The following is a 21,755-nucleotide window of genomic DNA, read 5'->3' on the forward strand; positions in this document are numbered from 1 at the left end:
AAGTAAATGCGCAGTTTCTAACTTTAAGATATAAAAAATTAATGAACTATACATATGAAAAAAACATCCCCTTATTGATGAGAAAGCTTAAGGATCTCAAGAACAAAAGGGATGTTGATTTAAATGAAATATTTAGTTATGTAATAGCAGTGGATAGAGATAATCTTATTTTATGTATTCATTTATCAAATAGAAACATAAATGAAATTGACTTAAATGATAAAATAGATAATATACCCTTAAAATCAGGAAACTATAATTTCATTCAAACAAGGCTTCAAATAGACGTTAACTGGAAAATTATCATCATATAACTCGAATAGCCTTTATACCTGTTATCAAAAAAGACACAAAATCTCGAATAGCCTTTAATCAACCCTAGTATTTTAGGATTAAAATCAATAGTGAAAACATCATTTTATTCAAAAATATTAATTTATATAGAAAAACACCATATCACTTCAACAATACTTAACAGATATAAAAAAATGCTACCCATTACGGTAGCATTAATAAATATCAAAATGGTGCTCGGGAAGGGATTTGAACCCTCATGAGATTTCTCTCACAACCACCTCAAGGTTGCGTGTATACCATTTCACCACCCGAGCATGCGATAAAATGATAACATTTTTTTATCACATTTGCAATTTGTTTTAAACAAAAAAGGCACCCTAAGGTGCCTTATGTTAATTATTCAACTGCAATAATGTATGAGTATACGTCTTGTTGACCAAAAATTGTTTCAACTTCGCAATCTTCATTTAATGTTGATACGAATTCTCTTACTTCTTCGATTTCTTCTTCAGTAACATCTTTACCATAGAAAATTGTTACAATTTCAGAATCTTCATCAATTAATGATTTTAATAATTCCTTGATCGCTTCAGATTTATTAGGTAATGATACGATAATCTTAGATTTAGAAATACCAATATAATCGCCATTTCTTACTTGAACGCCATGCATTTCTGTATCACGAACAGCGTAAGTTAATTCAGCAGATTTCATATTGCTGATAACTTCTTGCATTGTTTCAGCATTTTCTTCTAATGATGCTGTAGGATCGAACGCAATTAAAGATGAGTAACCTTGCGCTACAGTTTTAGATTTAATAACTGAAATATTTTGACCTTCTGATAATTTAGCTGCTTGTTCAGCAGTTAAAATGATGTTTGAGTTGTTAGGTAAAATAATAATGTTATCCGCATTGACTGCTTCAATTGCTTTAACAAATTCTTCAGTCGCTGGGTTCATTGTTTGACCACCATCAACGATGTAATCAACACCTAATTCTTCAAATACTGCTTTAATACCTTCGCCTTGAGCTACAGCAATAATACCATATTCAGTACGTGGTTTTTTAGCAACTTCTTTAATTTCTTCATGCGCATGATTATGTGTATCCTGTGAATGATCTTGACCAGTGATATTAGAATGTTGAGATCTCATATTTTCAATCTTACAAGTCTTTAATTCACCGAATTTTTGAGCTAATGTAATCGCAACACCAGGTTGGTTTGTATGTACGTGTACCTTAAGTAGGTCTTCATCTGTAACAACAACTAATGAATCACCCATTTGTTCTAATGGTTCACGAACTGTTTTCACGTCAAAGTTTTTCCAGTCGAATAACTCAACGATGAACTCAGTACAATAACCGAACTTAATGTCGATTTCGCCTAAGTTATGTGCACCAACATATTCAGCATTTGCTGTTTTAGGTGCTGCATTCACTTCAGCTTCAGATAGTAATTGACCTTCAAGTGCCATTACCATACCTTCAATGATTTTTACAAATCCTGCTCCGCCTGAATCTACAACGCCGGCTTCTTTAAGTACTGGTAATAATTCTGGAGTTCTTTGTAATGATTCTTTAGCTTGTTTTAGATATACTTTTAATACATCTTCAATTGAGTTAAAGTTCTTTTGTTCTTTTAAAACTTTTTCAGCTGATTCTCTAACTACAGTTAAAATAGTTCCTTCAACTGGATCCATTACAGCACGATATGCCATTTCGTATCCACCAACTAAAGCTTGAATAAACTCTTTAATTGTTACAGAACCATTGTTGATTTTAGAGATTTCAGAGTATACACCACGGAAAAATTGAGAAAGGATAACACCTGAGTTACCTCTTGCTCCCATGAGTAAGCCTCTTGATAAAATTTTAGAAACATCAACGATTGAACTCGAATTTACAGCAGTAACTTCTTTGATACCTGCCATCATAGTCATTTGCATATTTGTTCCCGTGTCACCATCTGGTACCGGAAACACATTTAAGTGGTCCACTTCTTTATGATTATTCTTCAAGTGGATCGCACCGTTGGTAACCATTTGTTTAAATAGTTCACCACTAATCTTTTTATTGGACATATTTTTCCTCCGATTCACCCTGAAGAAAAGGTGAATTTTTGTCATTATCATTAAGTTTTATTTGTCATCTTTTATAGGTCAAAAAAAGGGTATACCTTCCATTAACGCACATTAGTATATCACTTTTGTCTATCAATTGCAATACGTAATATAACTATATCATACAGCGATTATATCACAATTTTACAAAATCCTAATAATTTGACTATAACCTTATACCTTTGGTATATATTTTTTTGTCTTTATTTATTTTATGTATTGCAATTTAGAATATTCTATGTTAAGATTAATAAGGCATAAAAGGAGTTGAATATTATGGCTAGATGCTATGTAACAGGTAAAACTACATCATTTGGTAATAAACGAAGCCACGCATTAAATGCGACTCGTCGTACTTGGAAAGCTAATCTTCAAACAGTTCGTATTAAAGATGAAGATGGAAAAGTGATTAAAGTTAAAATTTCTGCAAAAGCTTTAAAGAAATTAACTTTAGAGCGTGCTTAATTACTATTAATGAAATAAACTAAGGCTTTTCGCCTTTTTTTATTTTATTTATCCTTTTTAGTCTCAATCACTAAAACTTCTCCCGCATGAACAATCAGTTTTGCTGGTTTTTCTTTTACTTCATTTGAAATACCAATTGTTGAAAGTTGATCTAATTTATAGCAATCTAATTCATATAAAAAATCTTTTAAACTGATTACTGAATCTGTGTTTGCAAATACTGAAAAGTATCCATTTGAATTAAATTCATATGTACCAATACCATAAGAACTAATCACCGATTCATCCGTGATTAGTTTTATTTTTTTATAGCGCTTAACATAGTTAAGATTTGCATATGTGTGTTCAATCCTAGCCCCACCAATGCCTCCGATTAAGTAAATTTCATCCGGTTTTAGTTTTAAAGCCTCTAAAATCGCGTATTCTGTGTCCGTTTCGTCTTTCATGACATTTAATTCAATTGTATTTAAAGTCTTTAAAATCCCTTTATCTTTAAGCGTATCAAAATCTCCCACTGCTAAATCAATGGGAATGTTTTCCCCATAAACAAAACTCACAGCGGAGTCAACCGCTATGAGGTAGTTTGGTTTATATTCATTTATAAGTTCTTTTAAGTTTTTAACAAACGGATAAGTAACTATAAATATTTTCATTATTTTAATGTATTAATTCTTTCTTCACGATTTTCAAAGTTAAAGATATATGTACCGGCAACGACAATTGTAGCTCCAGCTTCAGCACATTGTTTAGCAGTTGTAGCGTTAATACCACCATCAACTTCAATTTCATATGTATAGCCGTGTTCTTTCTTTAAATCAGCTAACATTTTAATTTTATCTAATTGAGATTGGATGAACATTTGTCCACCATAACCAGGCTCAACACCCATAACTAAAACTAAATCTAATTGATTTAAGTACGGCATAATAATGTCTACTGGTGTAGATGGTTTAATACATAAACCTGCTTTTTTGCCTAAATATTTGATACGTTTAATACTTTCTGCGTATCTATTACTTTCAGCATGCACAGTAATAAATTCAGTTGTCTTAAAGTTTACTTTATCAATCCATAATAATGGGTAGTCTACCATTAAATGAATATCCAGTAAAACATCTGTAACCTCACTGATTTGACCAGCAATTGCAGGTCCAAAAGAGATATTAGGTACAAAATGTCCATCCATGATATCAACATGGATATAATCTGATCCCTTTTCTACTGATTTTATTTCTTGTGCTAAATTTGTAAAATTAGCTGTTAAGATTGATGGTGCAACTTTCATCTTTTGCCTCCAAAATTAATATTTTTCTTTTCTTGTTTTTAACTCCTCTACGAAGCTTAAATAACTGTCGTAGCGAGATTTTAAAATTATATTTTCTTTAACTAATCGTTTGACTTCACAATTTGGTTCGCTTAAATGTAAACATTTAGAGCCAAATTTGCATTCATGTTCTACTTCTTTAAAATCTAAGAAGTAATCTTTAAGTAATGTATAATCATGAAACTCAAATTCAATCTTACTGAATCCTGGCGTATCGGCAATATATCCTCCACCAAATTCATAAATTTCTGAGTGTCTCGTTGTATGTTTACCTCTACCTAAAGCATCTGAAATTTCTTGTGTTTTTAATCCTAAATGAGGAAGCAAAGCATTCATTAATGTACTTTTCCCAACACCCGTTTGACCGGCTAATACAGTGATTTTATCTTTAAAAATCGTCTGTAAGACATCAAAGCCAATGCGTTGTTTACTATTTACATAATAGATATCGAAGTACTTTTCATAATGTTTTAGATTCTCTTTTAGTTTCATTAATTCTGATTCTTCAATTAAATCAATTTTGGATACAACTAAAACAGGTCTTAAATCGTGATGTGCTAGGATAACTAAAAATTTATCTAATAAATTAAAACTAAATTCCGGTCTGATTGATGAGAAGACTAATAAAACTTGGTCTACATTCGCAACATCTGGACGGATAAGTTCATTTTTTCTTTCTAAAACATCAGTGATCATATATTGATCTGATGTAAATTCATAATGAACAATATCGCCAACCTTAGGACTTAAGACAATGTCTTTAACGTCTTTTTTTGTTTTTTTAGTTAAATTTTTGTTAAAACTAGAGTCTTTTTCTACCCTAATTTTTCTAAATTTACCTTTGGCGTAACCTTCATATGTCCTATTTGTATCTAAGTCTTTAAACGTGTAAAGACCACCAATTAATTTTGTAATTAAAGCTTTTCCCAAGAAAAATCTCCTATAAGTTTTGACTTCTTAATTGACCACAAGCCGCATTAATATCATGACCTTGTTCACGACGTAATGTTGCAGTGATTCTATTATCTTTTAATATTTGATAGAACTTTTCTCTTCTTTCAAGTGAAGAACGTTCGTATGGTGCTTCTTTAACCTTGTTATAAGGGATTAAGTTCACATAAACATTCATACCCTTTAATAACTTAGCTAATTCCTTAGCAGTTTCTTCACTATCATTTAACTCTTGAATCATAATGTATTCAATCGTTACACGGCGATTAGTCACATTGATATAGTACTTAATTGCTTCCATCACTTGTTCAATATTAAAACGTTCATTAATCTTCATTAATTTAGAACGAATTTCATTGTTTGGTGCATGTAATGAAATTGCTAAGTTCACTTGCATACCTAAATGTGCAAATTCTTTAATTTTAGGAACTAAACCAGATGTTGAAACTGTAATATGTCTAGCGCCAATCGCTAATCCTTTAGGATGGTTAACAATTTGTAAGAACTTCACCAAGTTCTTATAGTTATCAAACGGTTCACCAATACCCATCACAACGATTGATGAGATTCTTACACCTGAGTCTTTTTCTGTTTTAATAATTTGGGCAACAATTTCACCCGCTGATAAGTCTCTATGTTTCTTTAAGATACCAGATGCACAGAAAGAACATCCAATGTTACATCCTACTTGTGTTGTTACACAGGCAGACATACCATAGTTATGTTTCATTAAAACTGTTTCAATTAAATTTGCATCATGTAAATCGTATAAAAACTTGATTGTACCGTCAGCAGACACGTTTTTAATAACTAATTCCATTGAATTGAACTTAAAGTTTTCACTTAAAAGTTTCACTAAATCTTCTGGAACGTTATTCATTTCTTCAAAGCTATCAATTTTCTGACGATAAACCCATCCCCAAATTTGATCAGCTCTGTATTTTGGATAACCATTTTCTACGAGGAATTCTTCTAGGTCCTCGTAAGTTAAATCATAAATTAACATAATATCACTTACCTTCATTTCTCATTATACTTTAAATCTTAAGATTTACCAAAAGAAAAGAGCGTAATGCTCTTATTCTCTTAGTCTCTTACTACTGCTTTGAATGTAAAGCCTAATCTATTCTTAATAGATTTCATTGCTTTTTCTACGTCTTCTTTTTCAAGTGTCTTTTCTTTGTTGTTGAAAGTAATAGAAACAGCTAAAGATTGGAAACCTGCTTCAACCTTATCGCCTTGATAAACGTCAAATAACTCAATCTTTGTGATTAATTTTCTTGCTGTTTGATAGATTAACGCTAATACGTCACTAATCGCATGTTCTTTAGAAATGATGAATGATAAGTCTCTTGTAATTGATGGGAACTTAGAAATAGATTCAAACACAACCGGTTGGTAAGTTTTATCTAAAATAGATAAGTCTAATTCTAAAACAAAAATATCTTTAACATCATTTTTTTGTTCATATGTTGGATGTAATTTACCAATATAACCAACAGCTTGATTTCCTACATAGATTTCGCCTTGAATACCAGGATGTAAAGCATTGATGTCACTAGTTTTTTTCACATCAAACTTAAATCCTAAGTTATTTCCGATTAAATCTAATAAACCTTTTAATACATAGTAGTTAGCTACTAAATCATTATTTAAATACGTTGAATCAACTAATTTACCATCTAATGCGATTGCTAAGTGTTCATATTCAACACCTTTAGCAAACACTTTACCAATTTCAAAGAATGATACATCATTCATTTGACGTGCATGATGATAACTAATATTTCTTACTAAGCCAGGAATTAGTGATTGACGTAAAACTACACGATCTTCACTCATTGGCATTAATAATTCAACTTTGTCACCAATTGATTTGAATTCATCTAATTCATCTCTATCAACTAATGAATAATTGATTGCTTCATGTAAACCATTATGCGCAAGTAAATGTCTTAGTTTTCTAACCATTTTTTGTTTATAAGTTAAACCACCTAAATTAGCTAAACTTAAGCGTTGGTTAATAATATTGTCATATCCGTAAATACGCGCTAATTCTTCAACTAAGTCTGCCTCAATTAAAATATCTTTACGATATTCTGGCGCTTTGAATGCTAATTTTGAACCATCTTTGACTTCATAGTTTAAACGTTTAAAGTATTCAATGACCTCAGATTTAGATAGTGCTAAACCTAACTTTTTATTTAATGTTTCAACTGATGTTTCAATAAATGGATTTAATGGTTTTAAGTGTTCAACACTTGAAATGCCTTCATAAACTTTCGCATCTGCTAATTCAACCAGTAAATCGATTGCTGCTTCCATACCAATTCTTACGCGGTCTTGTTCAATACCACGCTCAAATCTTAATGAACTATCTGATTTTAAGCCTAAACGTTTAGATGTTTTTTGAATACGTTTTGGATCAAATAATGCAGCTTCTAAAATCATCTTAGTTGTGTTTTCATCAATAACTGTATTTTCTAACCCCATTACACCAGCTACTGCGATTGCTTCTTTACCGTTTGTAATCACAACATCTTCAGATGTTAATGTTCTTTCGATTTCATCTAACGTAATAACTTTTTCACCATCTTTAGCATTTCTTACAACAATTTCTTTTGCGTTCACTTTGCTGTAGTCAAATGCATGTAGTGGTGTACCATAAGTAATTAAAATGTAGTTTGTAATATCCACAACGTTATTGATTGGACGAATGTCACTCTCAATTAACGCATTTTTTAACCACCATGGTGAATCTTTTACTGTAACTTCTAAAACTGCAGCATCATATTTATATGCGCCATCTGTTTCAATTGCTACTTTAATATCATTTTTTTGATTAATTGTTGTGTATTTAGGTTTTGGAATAGTTACTTTTTTATTTGTTAATGAAGCTAAATCATAAGCAAATCCTAAGTGACTCAATAAGTCTCCACGGTTAGTTGTCATTCCTAAAACAAGTTTGTTACCTTCTAAGCCTAATACTTCTAAAGCGTTAGTTCCTGGTTTGATTTCATAATCAAAGTGATAAATACCTTTCGCAAATTTTTCAGGAATGTATTTATCATCAAATCCTAATTCATGTAATGAACAAATCATACCGTTTGATTCAACGCCACGCACAGTTGCTTTTTTAATTTCAAAGTTGCCTGGTAAAACCGCACCAGTTAACGCAACAATCACATATTGACCCGCTGCAACATTAGCTGCTCCACAAACGATTTGTAAAACTTCAGTTCCAACATCTACAGTTGTAATATGTAAATGGTCTGAGTTTGGGTGATCGATGCATGTTAAAACATGTCCAATCACTAAGTTATTTGTTGAATTTACTTTACCAAATTCATCAACTTCAATAATTTGTTTATTTGTAATTTCATCTAAGTTTGAAGGTACTTCGATAAATTTCTTTAAAATACTGTCTAAAATATTCATGCTTATTCTCCCTTGAATTGACTTAAGAATCTTAGGTCATTTGTATAGAAGTTTCTAATATCATCAATATTGTACTTAAGCATTGCAATACGCTCAACACCAATACCAAAGGCAAATCCTGATACTTCTTTTGCATCATATCCACCCATTCTTAATACTTCTGGATGAACCATACCAGCACCTAAAACTTCAATCCAACGTTTTGAACCATCTTTTTTAGTAAACATAACATCGACTTCAACTGATGGTTCAGTAAATGGGAAGTATGAAGGACGTAATCTAATTTCACGGTCTGGTCCAAATAAATGGCGAGCCATTTGTAATAATGTTTCTTTTAGATGAGCAAAGTTAATATCTTTACCAATAACTAAACCTTCACATTGCATAAATTGATGTGAGTGTGTTGCATCATCTGGGTCACGACGATAAGTCTTACCTGGAGAAATGATTGCGATTGGTTTTCCTTCACTCTTTAACATATAACGTGCTTGAACAGGTGATGTATGAGTACGCATTAATTCAGTTTCTGTAATGTAGAAAGAATCATGCATTTCGCGTGCAGGATGCCCTACACCTAAGTTCATCATTTCAAAGTTATAAAGATCTTGTTCTAATTCTGGACCTTCAGCCACATTGAATCCTTGTCCAATGAAATAATCTTCTAAGTCTTCAACAATTAAAGATAATGGATGAAGTGTTCCAGTTTTAAATTCATATCCTGGTGCAGATACATCGATAGATTCTTTACTTAATTGAAGTTCTAATTCTTTCTTTAATAATTCATTCTTTTCAGTTTGGATTAAACTTTCCATTTCAACTTTAGCATCATTAATCCATTTACCAAATGAAGGCTTTTCATCAGCTGGTAAAGTTTTAATCAAAGGCATTAATTGTGTAAGTTTTCCACTTTTACCTAAAAATTCAACTCTTAATTGTTCAAGTAATTCTAAAGTTAAATTACCTTCTTGAATTTTAGCTTTTAATTCACTAACAATTAACTCTATTTTTTCTTTCATATTTTTCTCTCCTATCCGTAAAAAAAGTCCCTAGAGTATTCTCACTCTAAGGACGAATTTAATATCCGCGGTACCACCTTAGTTCCATAACAAAAGTTATGACACTTTAACATCTTTTAACGTAGATGAAACGGGAAAGTTTTTAATTTTCCACTCCATGGTCGAATTCAAAAGTCAATTTCATCAGTGGCTTTCACCATTTCCACTTATCGCTATAATGTTTTAAACTTTTTACTACTACCATATCATCGATTTATTTATATTTTACTACTTTCTATCGTTCATCACAACAATAAGTAATCTTAATAAATTAATATAGATCCAAATTAATGTGATCATGATACCCATTGAAGCTAACCATTCTTCATTCTTACCTAAACCCATTTCAACAACAGATTCAGCACGATCGAAGTCTGTGATTAACATAAATCCACCAAACACGATTAATCCTAAATAAATTGCGATTAACAATGATGTATTTGCATAGAATGCATTCGCAAATGCTGGGTTAATTAATGATGTGATTGATAATAATAGTGAACCAACTACGATTGAAATTAAACCACCTAACACAAATTTCTTTAAGAAACTTGATGCTCTAAGTAAACCAGTACTATAAAGTGTAAACATCACTAAGAATACTGATAATGTACCAACAATGGCAATTAATCCAATACCTGGAAATGCAAGTTCTAAGATATGCGTTAAAATACCATAAATTAAACCTTCACCAACTGAATAAATAATTGCCGCTGGAGCTGCAAATCTTCTGCTTATAATTGCAATAAATGATGCAACAAACGTTAGTATTGAAACTGGAATTAATATGCCCACTAAAATATCAGCTGGAATATAAATTGATAGAAAACCAGATAAAAGTGCTAAACCAATTAATAGTGCTGTTTTTGTCACAACGCCAGTTCTTGATTGCGCTCCTGTATAAACTGAATTTTCTCTTTCTAATCTTTCAAAAATAGGATTTGTACTTCTCATTAGAGATACCCCCTTCTAGATGTTTATTCATTTTCATTATACTATGTATAAAAAACATTTCATATTTCGGTCTTCATTTATGGGTAAAATGCGTTTTTTTAATATAATTCAGCGAATAAACCGGAGCTAATTTCACCATTTGATTCTTTAAGATTTCCTAATGCGTTAATTTGTTCTAGTTTTTCAAATACTGTTTTATTAATTTTTGTTCGTTTTTGAACATCTTCTTTTGATGTAAACGCTTTGTTATTTCTAGCCTCTACAATACCATATGCAACTTGTTCACCAAGGCCATCAATACTTACAAATGGTAAACGTAGGCCATCTTTCTCCATTTTGAATTCTGTTGCTTCAGATTTTTCAATATCAACTGGTAAGAACTTAAATCCACGTTTAGTCATTTCATAGGCAACAAATAATGTGACGATTAATTCTTCTTCTTTACTCTTTAAATCTTGTGAATTAAGCAGTGTATTTAATTTATTTCTAATTGCGTTGAATCCTGCTGCCATCGTATCATGATCAAATTGTACAGCACGTTTTGAGAAGAAACCACTATAGAATAAAAGCGGCTTATAAACTTTAAACCATGCAATACGCATCGCCATAATAACATAGGCAGTGGCGTGTGCTTTAGGGAACATGTACTTAATTTGAGATGCACTCCAAATATACCATTCAGGGATATTATTTGATCTCATTTCAGCTTCATACTCTGCCCATTTAGCTTTATTTGAAGATGGCTTTCCTTTTCTTACGAACTCCATAATTTCAAAAGCTTTAAATGGATTTAATCCACGGTCTGATAATTCCACCATGATATCATCACGACAACCAATGACATCATCAAATGAAATCTTTCCATATTGTGTTTTACCTAAAACTAAATCTTGTGAGTTTTTTAACCATACGTCTGTACCATGTGATAGACCTGAAATCTTCACTAATCCGGCAAACGTATCCGGTTTTGTATCTATTAACATCTGACGTGTAAATGGCGTACCAAACTCAGGGATTGCATAACTTGCAACTTCACCATATAACTCATCATTTTTAAACCCAAGTATATCTGTACCTTGGAATAATTTATAAACATTTGGATCATCTACTGGAATATCTTGAGCTCTTGTAAACTCAAACTCATCCGGATGTTGATTAACATAATCCATTAAGAACTTAATCATTGTTGGGTCATCATGACCAAGAATATCAAGTTTTAATAAATTTTCCTCAAATGAGTGATAATCAAAGTGTGTTGTTTTCCAAGTCGATGTTGTATCATCTGCTGGATATTGTACTGGTGTTACATCATAAATACTCTTATGTTTAGGAACAACAACGATTCCACCAGGGTGTTGACCTGTTGAACGCTTAACTCCTTCTATACCGCTTGCAAGTTTTGTAATATATGCACTTCTTGCATTTGCAACGCGATCTTCCAAGTATCCTTTTACATAACCAAAGGCATTCTTTTCTGCTACTGTTTGAATTGTTCCTGCTCTAAATGAGAAGTCTTCTCCAATTAATTCTCTCACATAAGCATGCGCTTTAGCTTGATAGTCTCCTGAGAAGTTTAAGTCAATATCAGGAACTTTATCACCATCAAAACCTAGGAAGGTTTCAAATGGAATATCATGTCCATCTTTCTTAAGTGGCGCACCACAAACTGGACAAACTTTATTTGGTAAGTCATAACCTGACTTCACGTGTTTTAATGCTTCAATATATTCGGCATGTTCTGGATTAACCCCTGCTTCATATATTTCTTCATCTGTCATCTTAAAGATTGAGAAATCTCCATTTGGACAACGATAATGTGGTCTTAAAGGATTTACTTCTGTAATTTCCATTAAGGTTGCAATAAATGATGAACCTACTGATCCACGCGAACCTACTAAATATCCATCGTCTAATGATTTTTTCACTAACAAATGTGAAATAAAATAAATTGGAGCAAATTGGTTATCAATAATACTCTTTAATTCTTTTTCCATTCGTGAACTAACTACTGGATGAAGTTCTTTACCATAAAGTTCATGGGCTTTTTGATAAACCATTTCTTTTAAGCGTTCAGCAATTGATGGAACACCTAAAATATCTTTAAATGCATCGTCTGTAATTGAGTAAAGTTCTTTAGGGAATGCTTGAACTTTCTCAATTTGATCAGCAAGTTTTCTTGTATTAGTAACTACAATATCATAGGCTGTCACTGGGTCTAAGAATCCAAATGCACTAACCATTTCATCAGTTGTTAATAGGTGTTGATCTGGAGATTCTTCATATTGTGATAATGGATGCATGCCACCACCAACTGATTTGGTGTGAATATAAATTTCACGGTAGCGTTTATCTTCAGGATTTAAGTAGTGTGCATTTGAAGTAGCAATCACTAATTTATCCATTTCTTTACATGTATCTACAATCTTTTTAATAACTGCTTGAATAACTTCTTTACTGTTTGTGCCAATCCCTTTTTCTAAATGCTTATATGCTTTAGGTGGGTGCACTGCAATAAAGTCATAATAACTAATTGCTTTTCTTAACTCATCTTCATTTTTATTTAATGCTGCTTCAAAAACTTCACCAAAGTCAGAGCCACTTCCAATTAAAACCCCATCCTTTAATTCATTTACTACTGACTTTAATAATCTTGGTCCGCCATCAAAGTGAGTTGTTAATGCATCTGACACAATCTTAAATAAGTTTTTATACCCGGCCTGATTTTGAGCAAGTAAGATTGCGTAACTTGGAATTGGATGACGCCATGCTTCTTCAGGTTTGATACTTGCAATAATTTCAAAGTAAGTTGTGATTTCATCTTTGTAGAAATTTTGTAGCATTTGAATAAACACTTCTGCAGTTGCATAAGCATCAGAAATCGCTCTATGGTGCGCATCTAAGTTCACTTTGAAGAACTTAGTCATTGCTTTTAAGTTAAAACGTTTTAAATCTGTAATATTTCCGGAATCTGTTTTATAGAACCTAGCGTGGTTTGTCTCTTTATTTTTCGAATTATAGAAATATCTTAATAGATTTAAGGTATCAATAATTGGGAATTTCTCATGGTTAATACCTAAATCTTTGGCTTTTTCAAAAATAAATCCTGTATCAAATGATGCATTATGGGCAACTAATACAGAGCCTTTGATAAACTCAAAAAACTTTGGTAAGACAGTTTCAATCTTTTCTTTTCCCTCTAACATTGCAGGGGTAATATTTGTTAAGTTAATTGTTAATTCACTTAACTCCATTTCAGGGTCAATTAAATATTCAAACTTATCACCAATCATACCATTAGTAATTTTATAACCAGCAATTTCAATAATTTTATCTCTTGTAGCTGATAAGCCTGTTGTTTCAATATCGAATACAACATAAGTGGCTTCTTTTAAATTAAAGTCGTAATCATAATCGTAAGCAACTTTAAAATCATTATCATCTACGAATTCTAATTCAACTCCGTATATAGGTTTAATATTTTTACCTTTAACTGCTTTTGCTAAATCTGGATATGCATATAAACCATTACGATCGGTAATAGCAAATGCTTCATGTCCCCATTTTTCTAAAGTCGCAACATAATCTTGAATAGATGTTACTGCATCCATTGGCGATGCTTTGGTGTGAATATGGAATTCAACACGCTTTTCTTTCGCTTTATCTATTCTTTCTTTTTTCTCAGGACGTTCTATTTGATAGAATGCTCTAGCCATAATAACAACTTCTTTTTGGAAGGTATCATATTGGGCTTCACCCGATACTTGAATAATGTCACCAACTTTAATTGATTTAACTAACTCAATATCTTTTGGTTGCTTAACAAATCGTTTAATCGTGATTGCATCATTATCATCAAAAATTGATATTGTTGCAAGATTTGTTGTTTTAAATTCTTTATATTCAATTTTGAAGACTTCACCTTCAATTAAGAAGTTAGCATCTCCTTTTTCGTTCTTATACTTATCAAGTTCATACTGTGAAATTGGAATGTTTTTAATTTCAACCGCTTCAGGTGAACTCTTGTGGGTAAACGTTGTTTTCTTATCTAAAATAATGGTATCAGCTGGTTTTGCCATTTTCTCCATATTTTCAATAGTTTCTTCAATATTTCTTTGAACGATTTCTTCAATTGAAGGTAGTTTTTCATTAATCTTAAATTCAAAATCTACTTTGAAACCATGTTTTAAGAAAAACTCTTTTAATTTAGGGAAATACTTTTTAAAACTTATGCTATCTTTTTCAGCGTTTAGCATATATTTATTTTCCATAAATTCAATGCTATAGTTCTTAAAGATTTGTAGTGGTTGGAATGCTTCGCCTGCTCTATGAACAATCATTTCATAGTAACCTTGATAAACATCTTTTAAGTTATAATTCGTAAATCTAATTTTATAATCAATAGATTCAACTAAGTTAGGCTTAGCAAAAAAAGTTTGAAGTTGATTAATAAACAAACTCATTTGTGGAGCTGTCATAATATCTTCAAACGTAACATCAAATGTTAGGCTTCTTTTGCTTAAACTAACAACTACTTCATTTAGTTTTGCTGTTGAAAGCGGATAGGTATTCAGTTGTGCTTGGTTTAAAAAAACCTCAAATTTGTTTGACATAATCTACCTCATGATGATTGTTGAAAAGGCTCTTCTAATATATGCAACCAGTGCAATCATTCCAATAAATACTAAGATTTCTAAATTGAAAAGATTTGCAAACAAGACAAAGACTGCATAAATTGTTGCGCAATAGACAGATATTTTAAATTTAACTTTGAATGGAAATCTTAATGGTCCAAAGTAAGCAGCAATCGCAACCATAACTAATAGATCAAATAATGTTGAAATTAATGCAAATACTAAATAGATTATTTTGACTGGAATATTATTATCAATCACCATTTTATTTAATGCATTGCTTAATTTTTGTCTATTGGTTATTGAATAGTCATTAAAGTCAAAGTTATTTAACCCTAATTCCTCGTAACTCTTAAAGGCAATCTGAAAACCTAATGTTTTTAACTCAATTCCCGTTTCTTTAAATTTTAAAGTAACCATGCTTTGATAAAGTGTTTCACCTTGATAAAAATCAACATCGTAAAAACCAATAACTAATTGTTTTGAATCTTTTAAATTCACATCATAAACTAATTTTCCATCAATTACTTTTGAATCTGAAACAAAATAAGTTCGATAGTTTTCTTCAATCGTATTCAATTCACCAGTGCTTAAACCACTGTAAGTTGATTCAATGGCGATAAGTGGTAAAAACAAGATGGCAGCCAATAAAAAAAAGTAACTCCATGTTTTACCCCATGAATCTGCTAAGTATAATCCTAGTTCTCTAGGTTTTAGTAATCCTCTTTTAAATTTTTGATACATAAATTACACTTCCTCGTATGGTTATTATAACATTTTAACTTGTGAATCGTAAGCCTAATTGCCAATTATAAATATATTTTATAATGTTTGAAAACATTATGTTTTTCCATCAATTTCTTTAGATTACATTATATATTATTTTACTTATGCTAATGAAATATTCATTTCATTATATATTTATAAGTTTTTACATATTTTAAAGCCTTTTTATCCAAAAATATACGAAATATCTATTAAAATATGCATATAGATTGATATAAAATTAGAAAACGAAATATTTAGTAATCTATGGTAAAATATTACGTGGTGAAAATATGGACTTAATTACAGCTGAAAAACATTATAATACATTAAATAATTACTATCGAAAAAAATATAATAAGAAAGTTTTTAAAATTGCGTTAAATGCAGGTTTTACTTGCCCAAACATTGATGGAACGGTTGCATCTGGTGGATGTACTTTTTGTTCTTGGATGGGTTCAGGGGATTTTGCAGGAGATAAACACGACCCTTTAAAAGTTCAATTTGAAAAAATTAAGGAAGTTATGCACCATAAATGGAGCGATGGCGCTTATATTGCTTATTTCCAAGCTAATACCAACACACATGCTCCACTACCAAAATTAAAAGAAATTTACGAAGAGGCCATTAATTTAGATCCAAATATCGTATTAGTATCGATAGCGACACGTCCCGATAGTTTACCTCAAGATGTTGTGGATTATTTAGGTGAACTTAACACAAGAAAACCAATTCAAGTTGAATTAGGTTTACAAACTATACATCAATCAACATCTGATTTGATTAACCGCGCACACGACTTACCAACATTCGATGATGCTGTACGTCGTTTAAGAGAGAAAAATATTGATGTTGTTGTACATATTATTAATGGTTTACCAACTGAAACTAAAGAAATGATGATTGAAACAGTGAAACATATCAATACTTTAGACGTTCAAGGTATTAAAATTCACATGCTTCATTTAATGGAAAAAACAAAAATAGGTTATGAATACTTAAAGAATCCATGGCATCTATTAACATTAGATGAATATGTTGATATTACTGTTAATCAATTAAGATGGTTAAGAAAAGATATTATTGTTCACAGAGTCACAGGTGATGCACCTGAAGAAATGTTAATTGCTCCAACATGGACTAAAAAGAAATTTGTGGTTTCTAATGAAATCGATAAGTTAATGAGAACGCTAAATGCTTATCAAGGAGATTTCTATGAAAAGGAAAACAGTAACTGATTTAGCACATAATCTATTATTATCTAATATAAATAAAGAATCAGTCATTGTTGATGCTACTGCTGGCAATGGACATGACACATTATTTTTGGCTCAACACGTCAAACATGTACATGCTTTTGATATTCAACTTCAAGCAATCAACAATTCAAAAGAATTAACTAAAGATTATTCGAATATTACATTCCATCATACTTCTTTTGAAAACATCACAAAAATTACACCTTATTATGATGGTGTCATCTTCAACCTAGGTTATTTACCTGGCAGTGATAAACAGATTAAAACAAATTATCATACAACCATTCAAACATTAGATAAATTGCATGAAAAGAAAATGGGATTTATCGAAATTGTTGCTTATCCTGGTCATATTGAAGGTTTTATTGAAAGTGTTGCAATCCAAAGTTGGTTAGATAAAAATAAAATTAAATACCGTGTGATCAAGTTACCATTTGATACAAAAAATGAACCACCGTTCATCTTTTACTGGAATTATAAAGACTGAAAAGAAAATTTTTCAGTTTTTTTATGCATTAGTATTGTGTATTACACAGTACCATGATATATTAGTAGTGTGCAATACACAGTAGTTAGGAGATTAAGTTTATGAATACACAATTTAAAAAAGGTGTTATTGAACTTTGTATTCTAAAAGTTGTCAGCCGAAAAGATATGTATGGATTTGAAATCATTGATCAATTATCAGACTTACTTGATGTCAATGAAAATACAATCTATCCAATTTTGCGAAGATTAACCGAACAAGAATTATTTTCAATATACACAAAAGAAACATCACTTGGAGCACCAAGAAAATACTACACACTCACAAAAAAAGGAAAAGAAACATTAGATGAATATTTAAATGAGTGGGAAGGATTCATCGAAAATGTTATGAAAATATTAAAGGAGAAAGAAAATGAGTAAATTAGTTTATATTAATTCAATTAAACAATATTTTAAAGAAAAAAATGTAATTACCAAACAAATTAATTCAATTATTAGTGATTATGAATTACTTTATGATGAAGCATTAGAAAGTGGATACAGTCATGATGAAATCATAAAGAAATTAGGAACACCTGAAAGTATCTATCGCTCGCTGCTTGCAGACTTAACACACGAAGAAAATCCTAGAGACAAATTCGTTGCACTTTCTCCATTTATATCCGTAATCATCTTCTTTGTGTTAGGATTTGGCTTTAGTTTATGGCATCCAGGTTGGTTAGTCTTCTTATCTGTTCCATTGTCAGCTATATTATTAAGTCGAGATAAAGAAAAATACTATGTATCTTCTATATTCTTCACAATTATTGCTTACTTTATTATCAGTTATATTTATCCTGCTTTTTATGCATACGGTACAGTTATTTTCGTTATTCCAGCATCCTTATTACTGATTAGTGATGATAAGAGCTGGAAGAGTTTCTCAACAGTTGGTGTCTTATTCTTATGTGCGCTAGCACACCAATTATATGGTCACTTAACAGGAAATTGGGATTATACTTGGTTAATTTATGCAGTTGTTATTATCTATGCAATTATTGTAGGGAAAATCAAATTTGGTTTTGAAAAAAATAAGAATGATATTTTCATGGGTGTATTCACGCTAGTTTTAATTACAGGATACCTGCTGTTTAGTTTACTAGTAGATGGCGTTTGGGGTTGGTCATGGCTAGTTTTATTGCTTATCCCTGTTGTTGCCATTTATAGAAGTGAAAAATTCAAACATCCTGTGGCTTACATGCCATTTATCTCTCTTTGGATTTTCTTTGGTTTAGGTTTTGGGTTTGGATTATGGCAAATATCATGGATTGTTTTCTTATTAATTCCAATGGTTGCTATTCTTACAGAGAAAAAATAAATACCCTAATTAAAAAACCAGAACTTTAATAGTTCTGGTTGTTTTTTTTAGAATTTTCCGTAATATGCATTTTCTAAGATTTGCTTCATATCTTCTACCATTGGTAGACGAGGGTTTGCTGTTGAGCATTGATCTTCATATGCAGCATAAGCTAATTTTTCTGAATTTACTAAGAAATCTGCTTCATCAGTATTTTGCGCTTTAAAGCTCATATCAATACCTAATGAAATAGCTAAATCGTAACAAGCCTTTGCAAACATTTCAACACCTTCTTCAACTGTCTTTGGATTTAATCCAATTGCGCGTGCTAGTTCACAGTATTTTTCATCAGCTTGATAGAACTTATATTTTGGCCAAGTTGAAAGTTTAGCTGGTTTTGTTCCATTATATCTAATTACGTGTGGTAATAAAATCGCATTAATTCTGCCATGTGGAATGTGATAACGTCCGCCCACTTTATGTGCCATAGAATGCGAAATACCCAAGAAGGCATTACCAAATGCCATACCTGCCATGGTTGATGCATTATGCATCTTTTCTCTAGCTTCAAAATCATTTCCATTATCATATGCGCGTTTTAAATATTTAAATACCATCTTTACAGTTTGAACTGCTAATGCATCAGTATAATCATTTGCTAAAATTGATACATAACTTTCAACAGCATGTGTTAAGACATCCATACCAGTATCTGCAGTTACTTTTTTTGGTTGTGTGAGTGTTAATGCTGGGTCAACAATCGCAACTGTTGGTGTTAATGAATAATCCGCTAAAGGATATTTTTTATGATTTTTTGTATCAGTAATTACTGCAAAAGGTGTCACTTCACTACCTGTTCCTGAAGTTGTTGGAATACACACTAATTTACTCTTCTTACCTAATTCAGGATATCTAAATGCTCGTTTTCTAATATCCATGAATTTTTGTTTAAGGTCATTAAAGTCTACTTCTGGATGTTCATAGAATAACCACATTGCCTTGGCTGCATCCATTGGTGACCCTCCACCAATCGCAATAATCGTATCTGGTTCAAATGAGCGCATGAGTTCATAACCTTTCATGACAGTATCAATTGATGGATCTGGTTCTACATCACAGAATAGTTGAACAGACACATGATTTCTTCTTAAATTTAATTGATCGGTTACTTTTTTAACATAACCTAAATCAACCATCATTCGGTCAGTGACAATGATTGCCTTAGATACATCATGCATTTGACGAAGATATTCAATTGCGTCCTTTTCAAAATAAATTTTAGACGGAATCTTAAACCATTGCATATTATTCTTTCTTTCTCCAATACGTTTTATATTAAGTAAGTGAATTGCACTTACGTTATCTGAAACTGCGTTTCCTCCGTATGAGCCACAACCTAAGGTAAGGGATGGAATAAATCTATTATAGACATTACCAATCCCTCCAAAGGTTGCAGGGGAGTTAAGAATGATGCGAATAGCCTTCATTTTTAAACCAAAGCGCTTCGCTATGTCATCGTTATATGTATGGATCGCTGCTGAATGTCCAAGTCCATTATGTTCTACCATTTGACTTGATAGATTAATTCCTTCCACATCATCTTTAGCTTTTAAAAAGGCTAACACTGGTGAAAGTTTTTCTCTTGTTAATGGTTCTTTACCACCAACTTCTTTACATTCAACCGCTAAAATATTTGTTTCTTCTGGAACGTCAAATCCCGCTTGTTTAGCAATGAAAGATGCTTTTTTACCAACAATTGAAGGATTAAGTTTCACACCATCAGGGAATAATAAATTCTCTAATTTTTTCTTTTCTTCTTTATTTACAAAATAGACATGAAGTTTTTTAAATTCATTTTTAACTTCTTCATAGATAACTTCATCAACAATAACTGCTTGTTCAGAAGCACATACCATACCATTATCAAATGCTTTTGACATGACAATGTCATTTACGGCTTGTTTAATATTTGCTGTTTTTTCAATATATGCTGGCACATTACCCGCACCAACACCTAATGCTGGTTTACCACATGAATAAGCGGCTTTCACCATAGCATTACCACCGGTTGCAAGAATCGTTGCAACATCAGCATGATTCATAAGTAAACTTGTGTTTTCCATGCTTGGTGTTTCAATCCAAGAGATACAATGTTCAGGTGCTCCAGCTAAGATTGCTGCATCTCTTACGATACGCGCAGCCTCAGCACTACATTTTTGTGCACTTGGATGGAACGCAAAGATAATTGGATTTCTTGTCTTTAAGGCAATCAATGACTTAAAGATAACTGTTGATGTTGGATTTGTTACAGGAGTAATTGCGCATATAACCCCTACAGGATCAGCAATCTCAGTAATACCTGTGACCTTATCTTCATTGATAACCCCAACAGTTTTTAAGTGTCTCATATGATTAATGACATACTCTACTGCAAATAGGTTTTTAGTTGCCTTATCTTCAAATACACCACGATTGGTTTCTTCAACTGCCAATTTAGCAAGTAAACCATGTGCATCGATTGCTGCAACTGAAACCTTTGCTACAATTCTATCAACATCCTCTTGCGTTAACTTATCATATTTTTCTAACGCTTGTTTGGCATGCATGACTAAAAAATCTACCTCGTTAGAGATAACTTGTTTATTTTCCATAAAAATCTCCTTATTAAGT

The 21,755-nt window shown here is 31.6% G+C and carries 17 protein-coding genes, 1 tRNA gene and 1 other annotated feature; of the genes, 6 read left to right on the top strand and 12 right to left on the bottom strand.

Features of this window, described 5'->3' with window-relative positions; all coding sequences use genetic code 11:
* Positions 1–41 precede the first annotated feature (41 nt).
* Positions 42–314, top strand: a complete 273-nt coding sequence (locus tag EXC59_RS07120; RefSeq protein ID WP_162849172.1) for a hypothetical protein — start codon at positions 42–44, stop codon at positions 312–314.
* 211 nt (positions 315–525) lie between these two features.
* Here EXC59_RS07120 and EXC59_RS04225 read toward each other — a convergent pair.
* Positions 526–611, bottom strand: a tRNA-Leu gene (locus tag EXC59_RS04225).
* 82 nt (positions 612–693) lie between these two features.
* Positions 694–2,379 (bottom strand): DAK2 domain-containing protein, encoded by a 1,686-nt coding sequence (locus EXC59_RS04230; RefSeq protein WP_035368464.1) that lies wholly within the window; start codon positions 2,377–2,379, stop codon positions 694–696.
* 315 nt (positions 2,380–2,694) lie between these two features.
* On the opposite strand from EXC59_RS04230, the gene rpmB reads away from it, so the two are divergent.
* The gene (gene rpmB, locus EXC59_RS04235; RefSeq protein WP_035368466.1) at positions 2,695–2,883 is read left to right on the top strand and encodes a 50S ribosomal protein L28; all 189 of its coding nucleotides are present in this window, start codon (positions 2,695–2,697) and stop codon (positions 2,881–2,883) included.
* 44 nt (positions 2,884–2,927) lie between these two features.
* Here rpmB and EXC59_RS04240 read toward each other — a convergent pair whose 3' ends face one another.
* The 9 genes from EXC59_RS04240 to EXC59_RS04280 all read right to left on the bottom strand — a co-directional run bounded on the left by EXC59_RS04240 (position 2,928) and on the right by EXC59_RS04280 (position 15,980).
* Complete coding sequence (locus EXC59_RS04240) at positions 2,928–3,536, bottom strand: thiamine diphosphokinase (protein ID WP_035368468.1); 609 nt, start codon at positions 3,534–3,536, stop codon at positions 2,928–2,930.
* Positions 3,536–4,168: a ribulose-phosphate 3-epimerase gene (gene rpe / locus EXC59_RS04245; RefSeq protein WP_035368470.1), complete on the bottom strand. Its 633-nt coding sequence runs from the start codon at positions 4,166–4,168 to the stop codon at positions 3,536–3,538. The genes EXC59_RS04240 and rpe overlap by 1 nt, the downstream gene beginning before the upstream one ends.
* A gap of 15 nt (positions 4,169–4,183) precedes the next feature.
* The gene (rsgA, locus tag EXC59_RS04250; RefSeq protein WP_051658938.1) at positions 4,184–5,137 is read right to left on the bottom strand and encodes a ribosome small subunit-dependent GTPase A; all 954 of its coding nucleotides are present in this window, start codon (positions 5,135–5,137) and stop codon (positions 4,184–4,186) included.
* Between the two features lie 10 nt (positions 5,138–5,147).
* Entirely contained in the window at positions 5,148–6,182 is a 1,035-nt protein-coding gene (gene rlmN / locus EXC59_RS04255; RefSeq protein WP_035368472.1) for a 23S rRNA (adenine(2503)-C(2))-methyltransferase RlmN, read from the bottom strand.
* A gap of 62 nt (positions 6,183–6,244) precedes the next feature.
* Positions 6,245–8,596, bottom strand: coding sequence for a phenylalanine--tRNA ligase subunit beta (pheT, locus tag EXC59_RS04260; protein WP_035368474.1), 2,352 nt, complete (start codon positions 8,594–8,596; stop codon positions 6,245–6,247).
* A 2-nt stretch (positions 8,597–8,598) separates the two neighbouring features.
* A complete protein-coding gene (pheS, locus tag EXC59_RS04265) occupies positions 8,599–9,612 on the bottom strand; it encodes a phenylalanine--tRNA ligase subunit alpha (protein WP_035368476.1) in 1,014 nt (337 codons plus the stop codon).
* A 45-nt stretch (positions 9,613–9,657) separates the two neighbouring features.
* Positions 9,658–9,870, bottom strand: a binding site (T-box leader).
* A gap of 9 nt (positions 9,871–9,879) precedes the next feature.
* A complete protein-coding gene (locus tag EXC59_RS04270) occupies positions 9,880–10,605 on the bottom strand; it encodes a Bax inhibitor-1/YccA family protein (RefSeq protein WP_035368478.1) in 726 nt (241 codons plus the stop codon).
* A gap of 98 nt (positions 10,606–10,703) precedes the next feature.
* Positions 10,704–15,215 carry a PolC-type DNA polymerase III gene (locus tag EXC59_RS04275; RefSeq protein ID WP_051658939.1) on the bottom strand — a complete coding sequence of 1,504 codons (4,512 nt, stop codon included), beginning with the start codon at positions 15,213–15,215 and terminating at the stop codon, positions 10,704–10,706.
* Between the two features lie 3 nt (positions 15,216–15,218).
* Positions 15,219–15,980: a DUF1189 family protein gene (locus tag EXC59_RS04280; RefSeq protein WP_035368480.1), complete on the bottom strand. Its 762-nt coding sequence runs from the start codon at positions 15,978–15,980 to the stop codon at positions 15,219–15,221.
* A gap of 314 nt (positions 15,981–16,294) precedes the next feature.
* Between EXC59_RS04280 and EXC59_RS04285 the strand changes: the two genes are divergently transcribed.
* The 4 genes from EXC59_RS04285 (at position 16,295) to EXC59_RS04300 (ending at position 19,106) form a co-directional block, all read left to right on the top strand.
* Positions 16,295–17,239: a TIGR01212 family radical SAM protein gene (locus EXC59_RS04285; protein ID WP_162163902.1), complete on the top strand. Its 945-nt coding sequence runs from the start codon at positions 16,295–16,297 to the stop codon at positions 17,237–17,239.
* The gene (locus EXC59_RS04290) at positions 17,217–17,747 is read left to right on the top strand and encodes a tRNA (mnm(5)s(2)U34)-methyltransferase (protein WP_162163903.1); all 531 of its coding nucleotides are present in this window, start codon (positions 17,217–17,219) and stop codon (positions 17,745–17,747) included. Before EXC59_RS04285 ends, EXC59_RS04290 begins: the two co-directional genes overlap by 23 nt.
* 101 nt (positions 17,748–17,848) lie before the next feature.
* Positions 17,849–18,169, top strand: a complete 321-nt coding sequence (locus EXC59_RS04295; RefSeq protein WP_035368483.1) for a PadR family transcriptional regulator — start codon at positions 17,849–17,851, stop codon at positions 18,167–18,169.
* Positions 18,162–19,106, top strand: a complete 945-nt coding sequence (locus EXC59_RS04300; RefSeq protein WP_035368485.1) for an HAAS signaling domain-containing protein — start codon at positions 18,162–18,164, stop codon at positions 19,104–19,106. The genes EXC59_RS04295 and EXC59_RS04300 overlap by 8 nt, the downstream gene beginning before the upstream one ends.
* A gap of 47 nt (positions 19,107–19,153) precedes the next feature.
* Here the strand turns inward: EXC59_RS04300 and adhE are convergent, their stop codons facing one another.
* Positions 19,154–21,742: a bifunctional acetaldehyde-CoA/alcohol dehydrogenase gene (gene adhE, locus EXC59_RS04305; RefSeq protein ID WP_269471629.1), complete on the bottom strand. Its 2,589-nt coding sequence runs from the start codon at positions 21,740–21,742 to the stop codon at positions 19,154–19,156.
* Positions 21,743–21,755 lie beyond the last annotated feature (13 nt).

This window comes from Acholeplasma hippikon (genome assembly GCF_900660755.1).
Taxonomy (GTDB): Bacteria; Bacillota_I; Bacilli_A; order Acholeplasmatales; family Acholeplasmataceae; genus Acholeplasma; species Acholeplasma hippikon.

What these genes read in the sequence shown, in the direction of transcription:
- EXC59_RS04230 (WP_035368464.1), bottom strand. Translation starts at nt 2,379, where the DNA reads ATGTCCAATAAAAAGATTAGTGGTGAACTATTTAAACAAATGGTTACC.
- EXC59_RS04270 (WP_035368478.1), bottom strand. Translation starts at nt 10,605, where the DNA reads ATGAGAAGTACAAATCCTATTTTTGAAAGATTAGAAAGAGAAAATTCA.
- rpmB (WP_035368466.1), top strand. Translation starts at nt 2,695, where the DNA reads ATGGCTAGATGCTATGTAACAGGTAAAACTACATCATTTGGTAATAAA.
- EXC59_RS04290 (WP_162163903.1), top strand. Translation starts at nt 17,217, where the DNA reads ATGAAAAGGAAAACAGTAACTGATTTAGCACATAATCTATTATTATCT.
- EXC59_RS04285 (WP_162163902.1), top strand. Translation starts at nt 16,295, where the DNA reads ATGGACTTAATTACAGCTGAAAAACATTATAATACATTAAATAATTAC.
- EXC59_RS04295 (WP_035368483.1), top strand. Translation starts at nt 17,849, where the DNA reads ATGAATACACAATTTAAAAAAGGTGTTATTGAACTTTGTATTCTAAAA.
- EXC59_RS04240 (WP_035368468.1), bottom strand. Translation starts at nt 3,536, where the DNA reads ATGAAAATATTTATAGTTACTTATCCGTTTGTTAAAAACTTAAAAGAA.
- EXC59_RS07120 (WP_162849172.1), top strand. Translation starts at nt 42, where the DNA reads ATGAACTATACATATGAAAAAAACATCCCCTTATTGATGAGAAAGCTT.
- rlmN (WP_035368472.1), bottom strand. Translation starts at nt 6,182, where the DNA reads ATGAAGGTAAGTGATATTATGTTAATTTATGATTTAACTTACGAGGAC.
- EXC59_RS04300 (WP_035368485.1), top strand. Translation starts at nt 18,162, where the DNA reads ATGAGTAAATTAGTTTATATTAATTCAATTAAACAATATTTTAAAGAA.
- EXC59_RS04275 (WP_051658939.1), bottom strand. Translation starts at nt 15,215, where the DNA reads ATGTCAAACAAATTTGAGGTTTTTTTAAACCAAGCACAACTGAATACC.
- pheT (WP_035368474.1), bottom strand. Translation starts at nt 8,596, where the DNA reads ATGAATATTTTAGACAGTATTTTAAAGAAATTTATCGAAGTACCTTCA.
- pheS (WP_035368476.1), bottom strand. Translation starts at nt 9,612, where the DNA reads ATGAAAGAAAAAATAGAGTTAATTGTTAGTGAATTAAAAGCTAAAATT.
- EXC59_RS04280 (WP_035368480.1), bottom strand. Translation starts at nt 15,980, where the DNA reads ATGTATCAAAAATTTAAAAGAGGATTACTAAAACCTAGAGAACTAGGA.
- rpe (WP_035368470.1), bottom strand. Translation starts at nt 4,168, where the DNA reads ATGAAAGTTGCACCATCAATCTTAACAGCTAATTTTACAAATTTAGCA.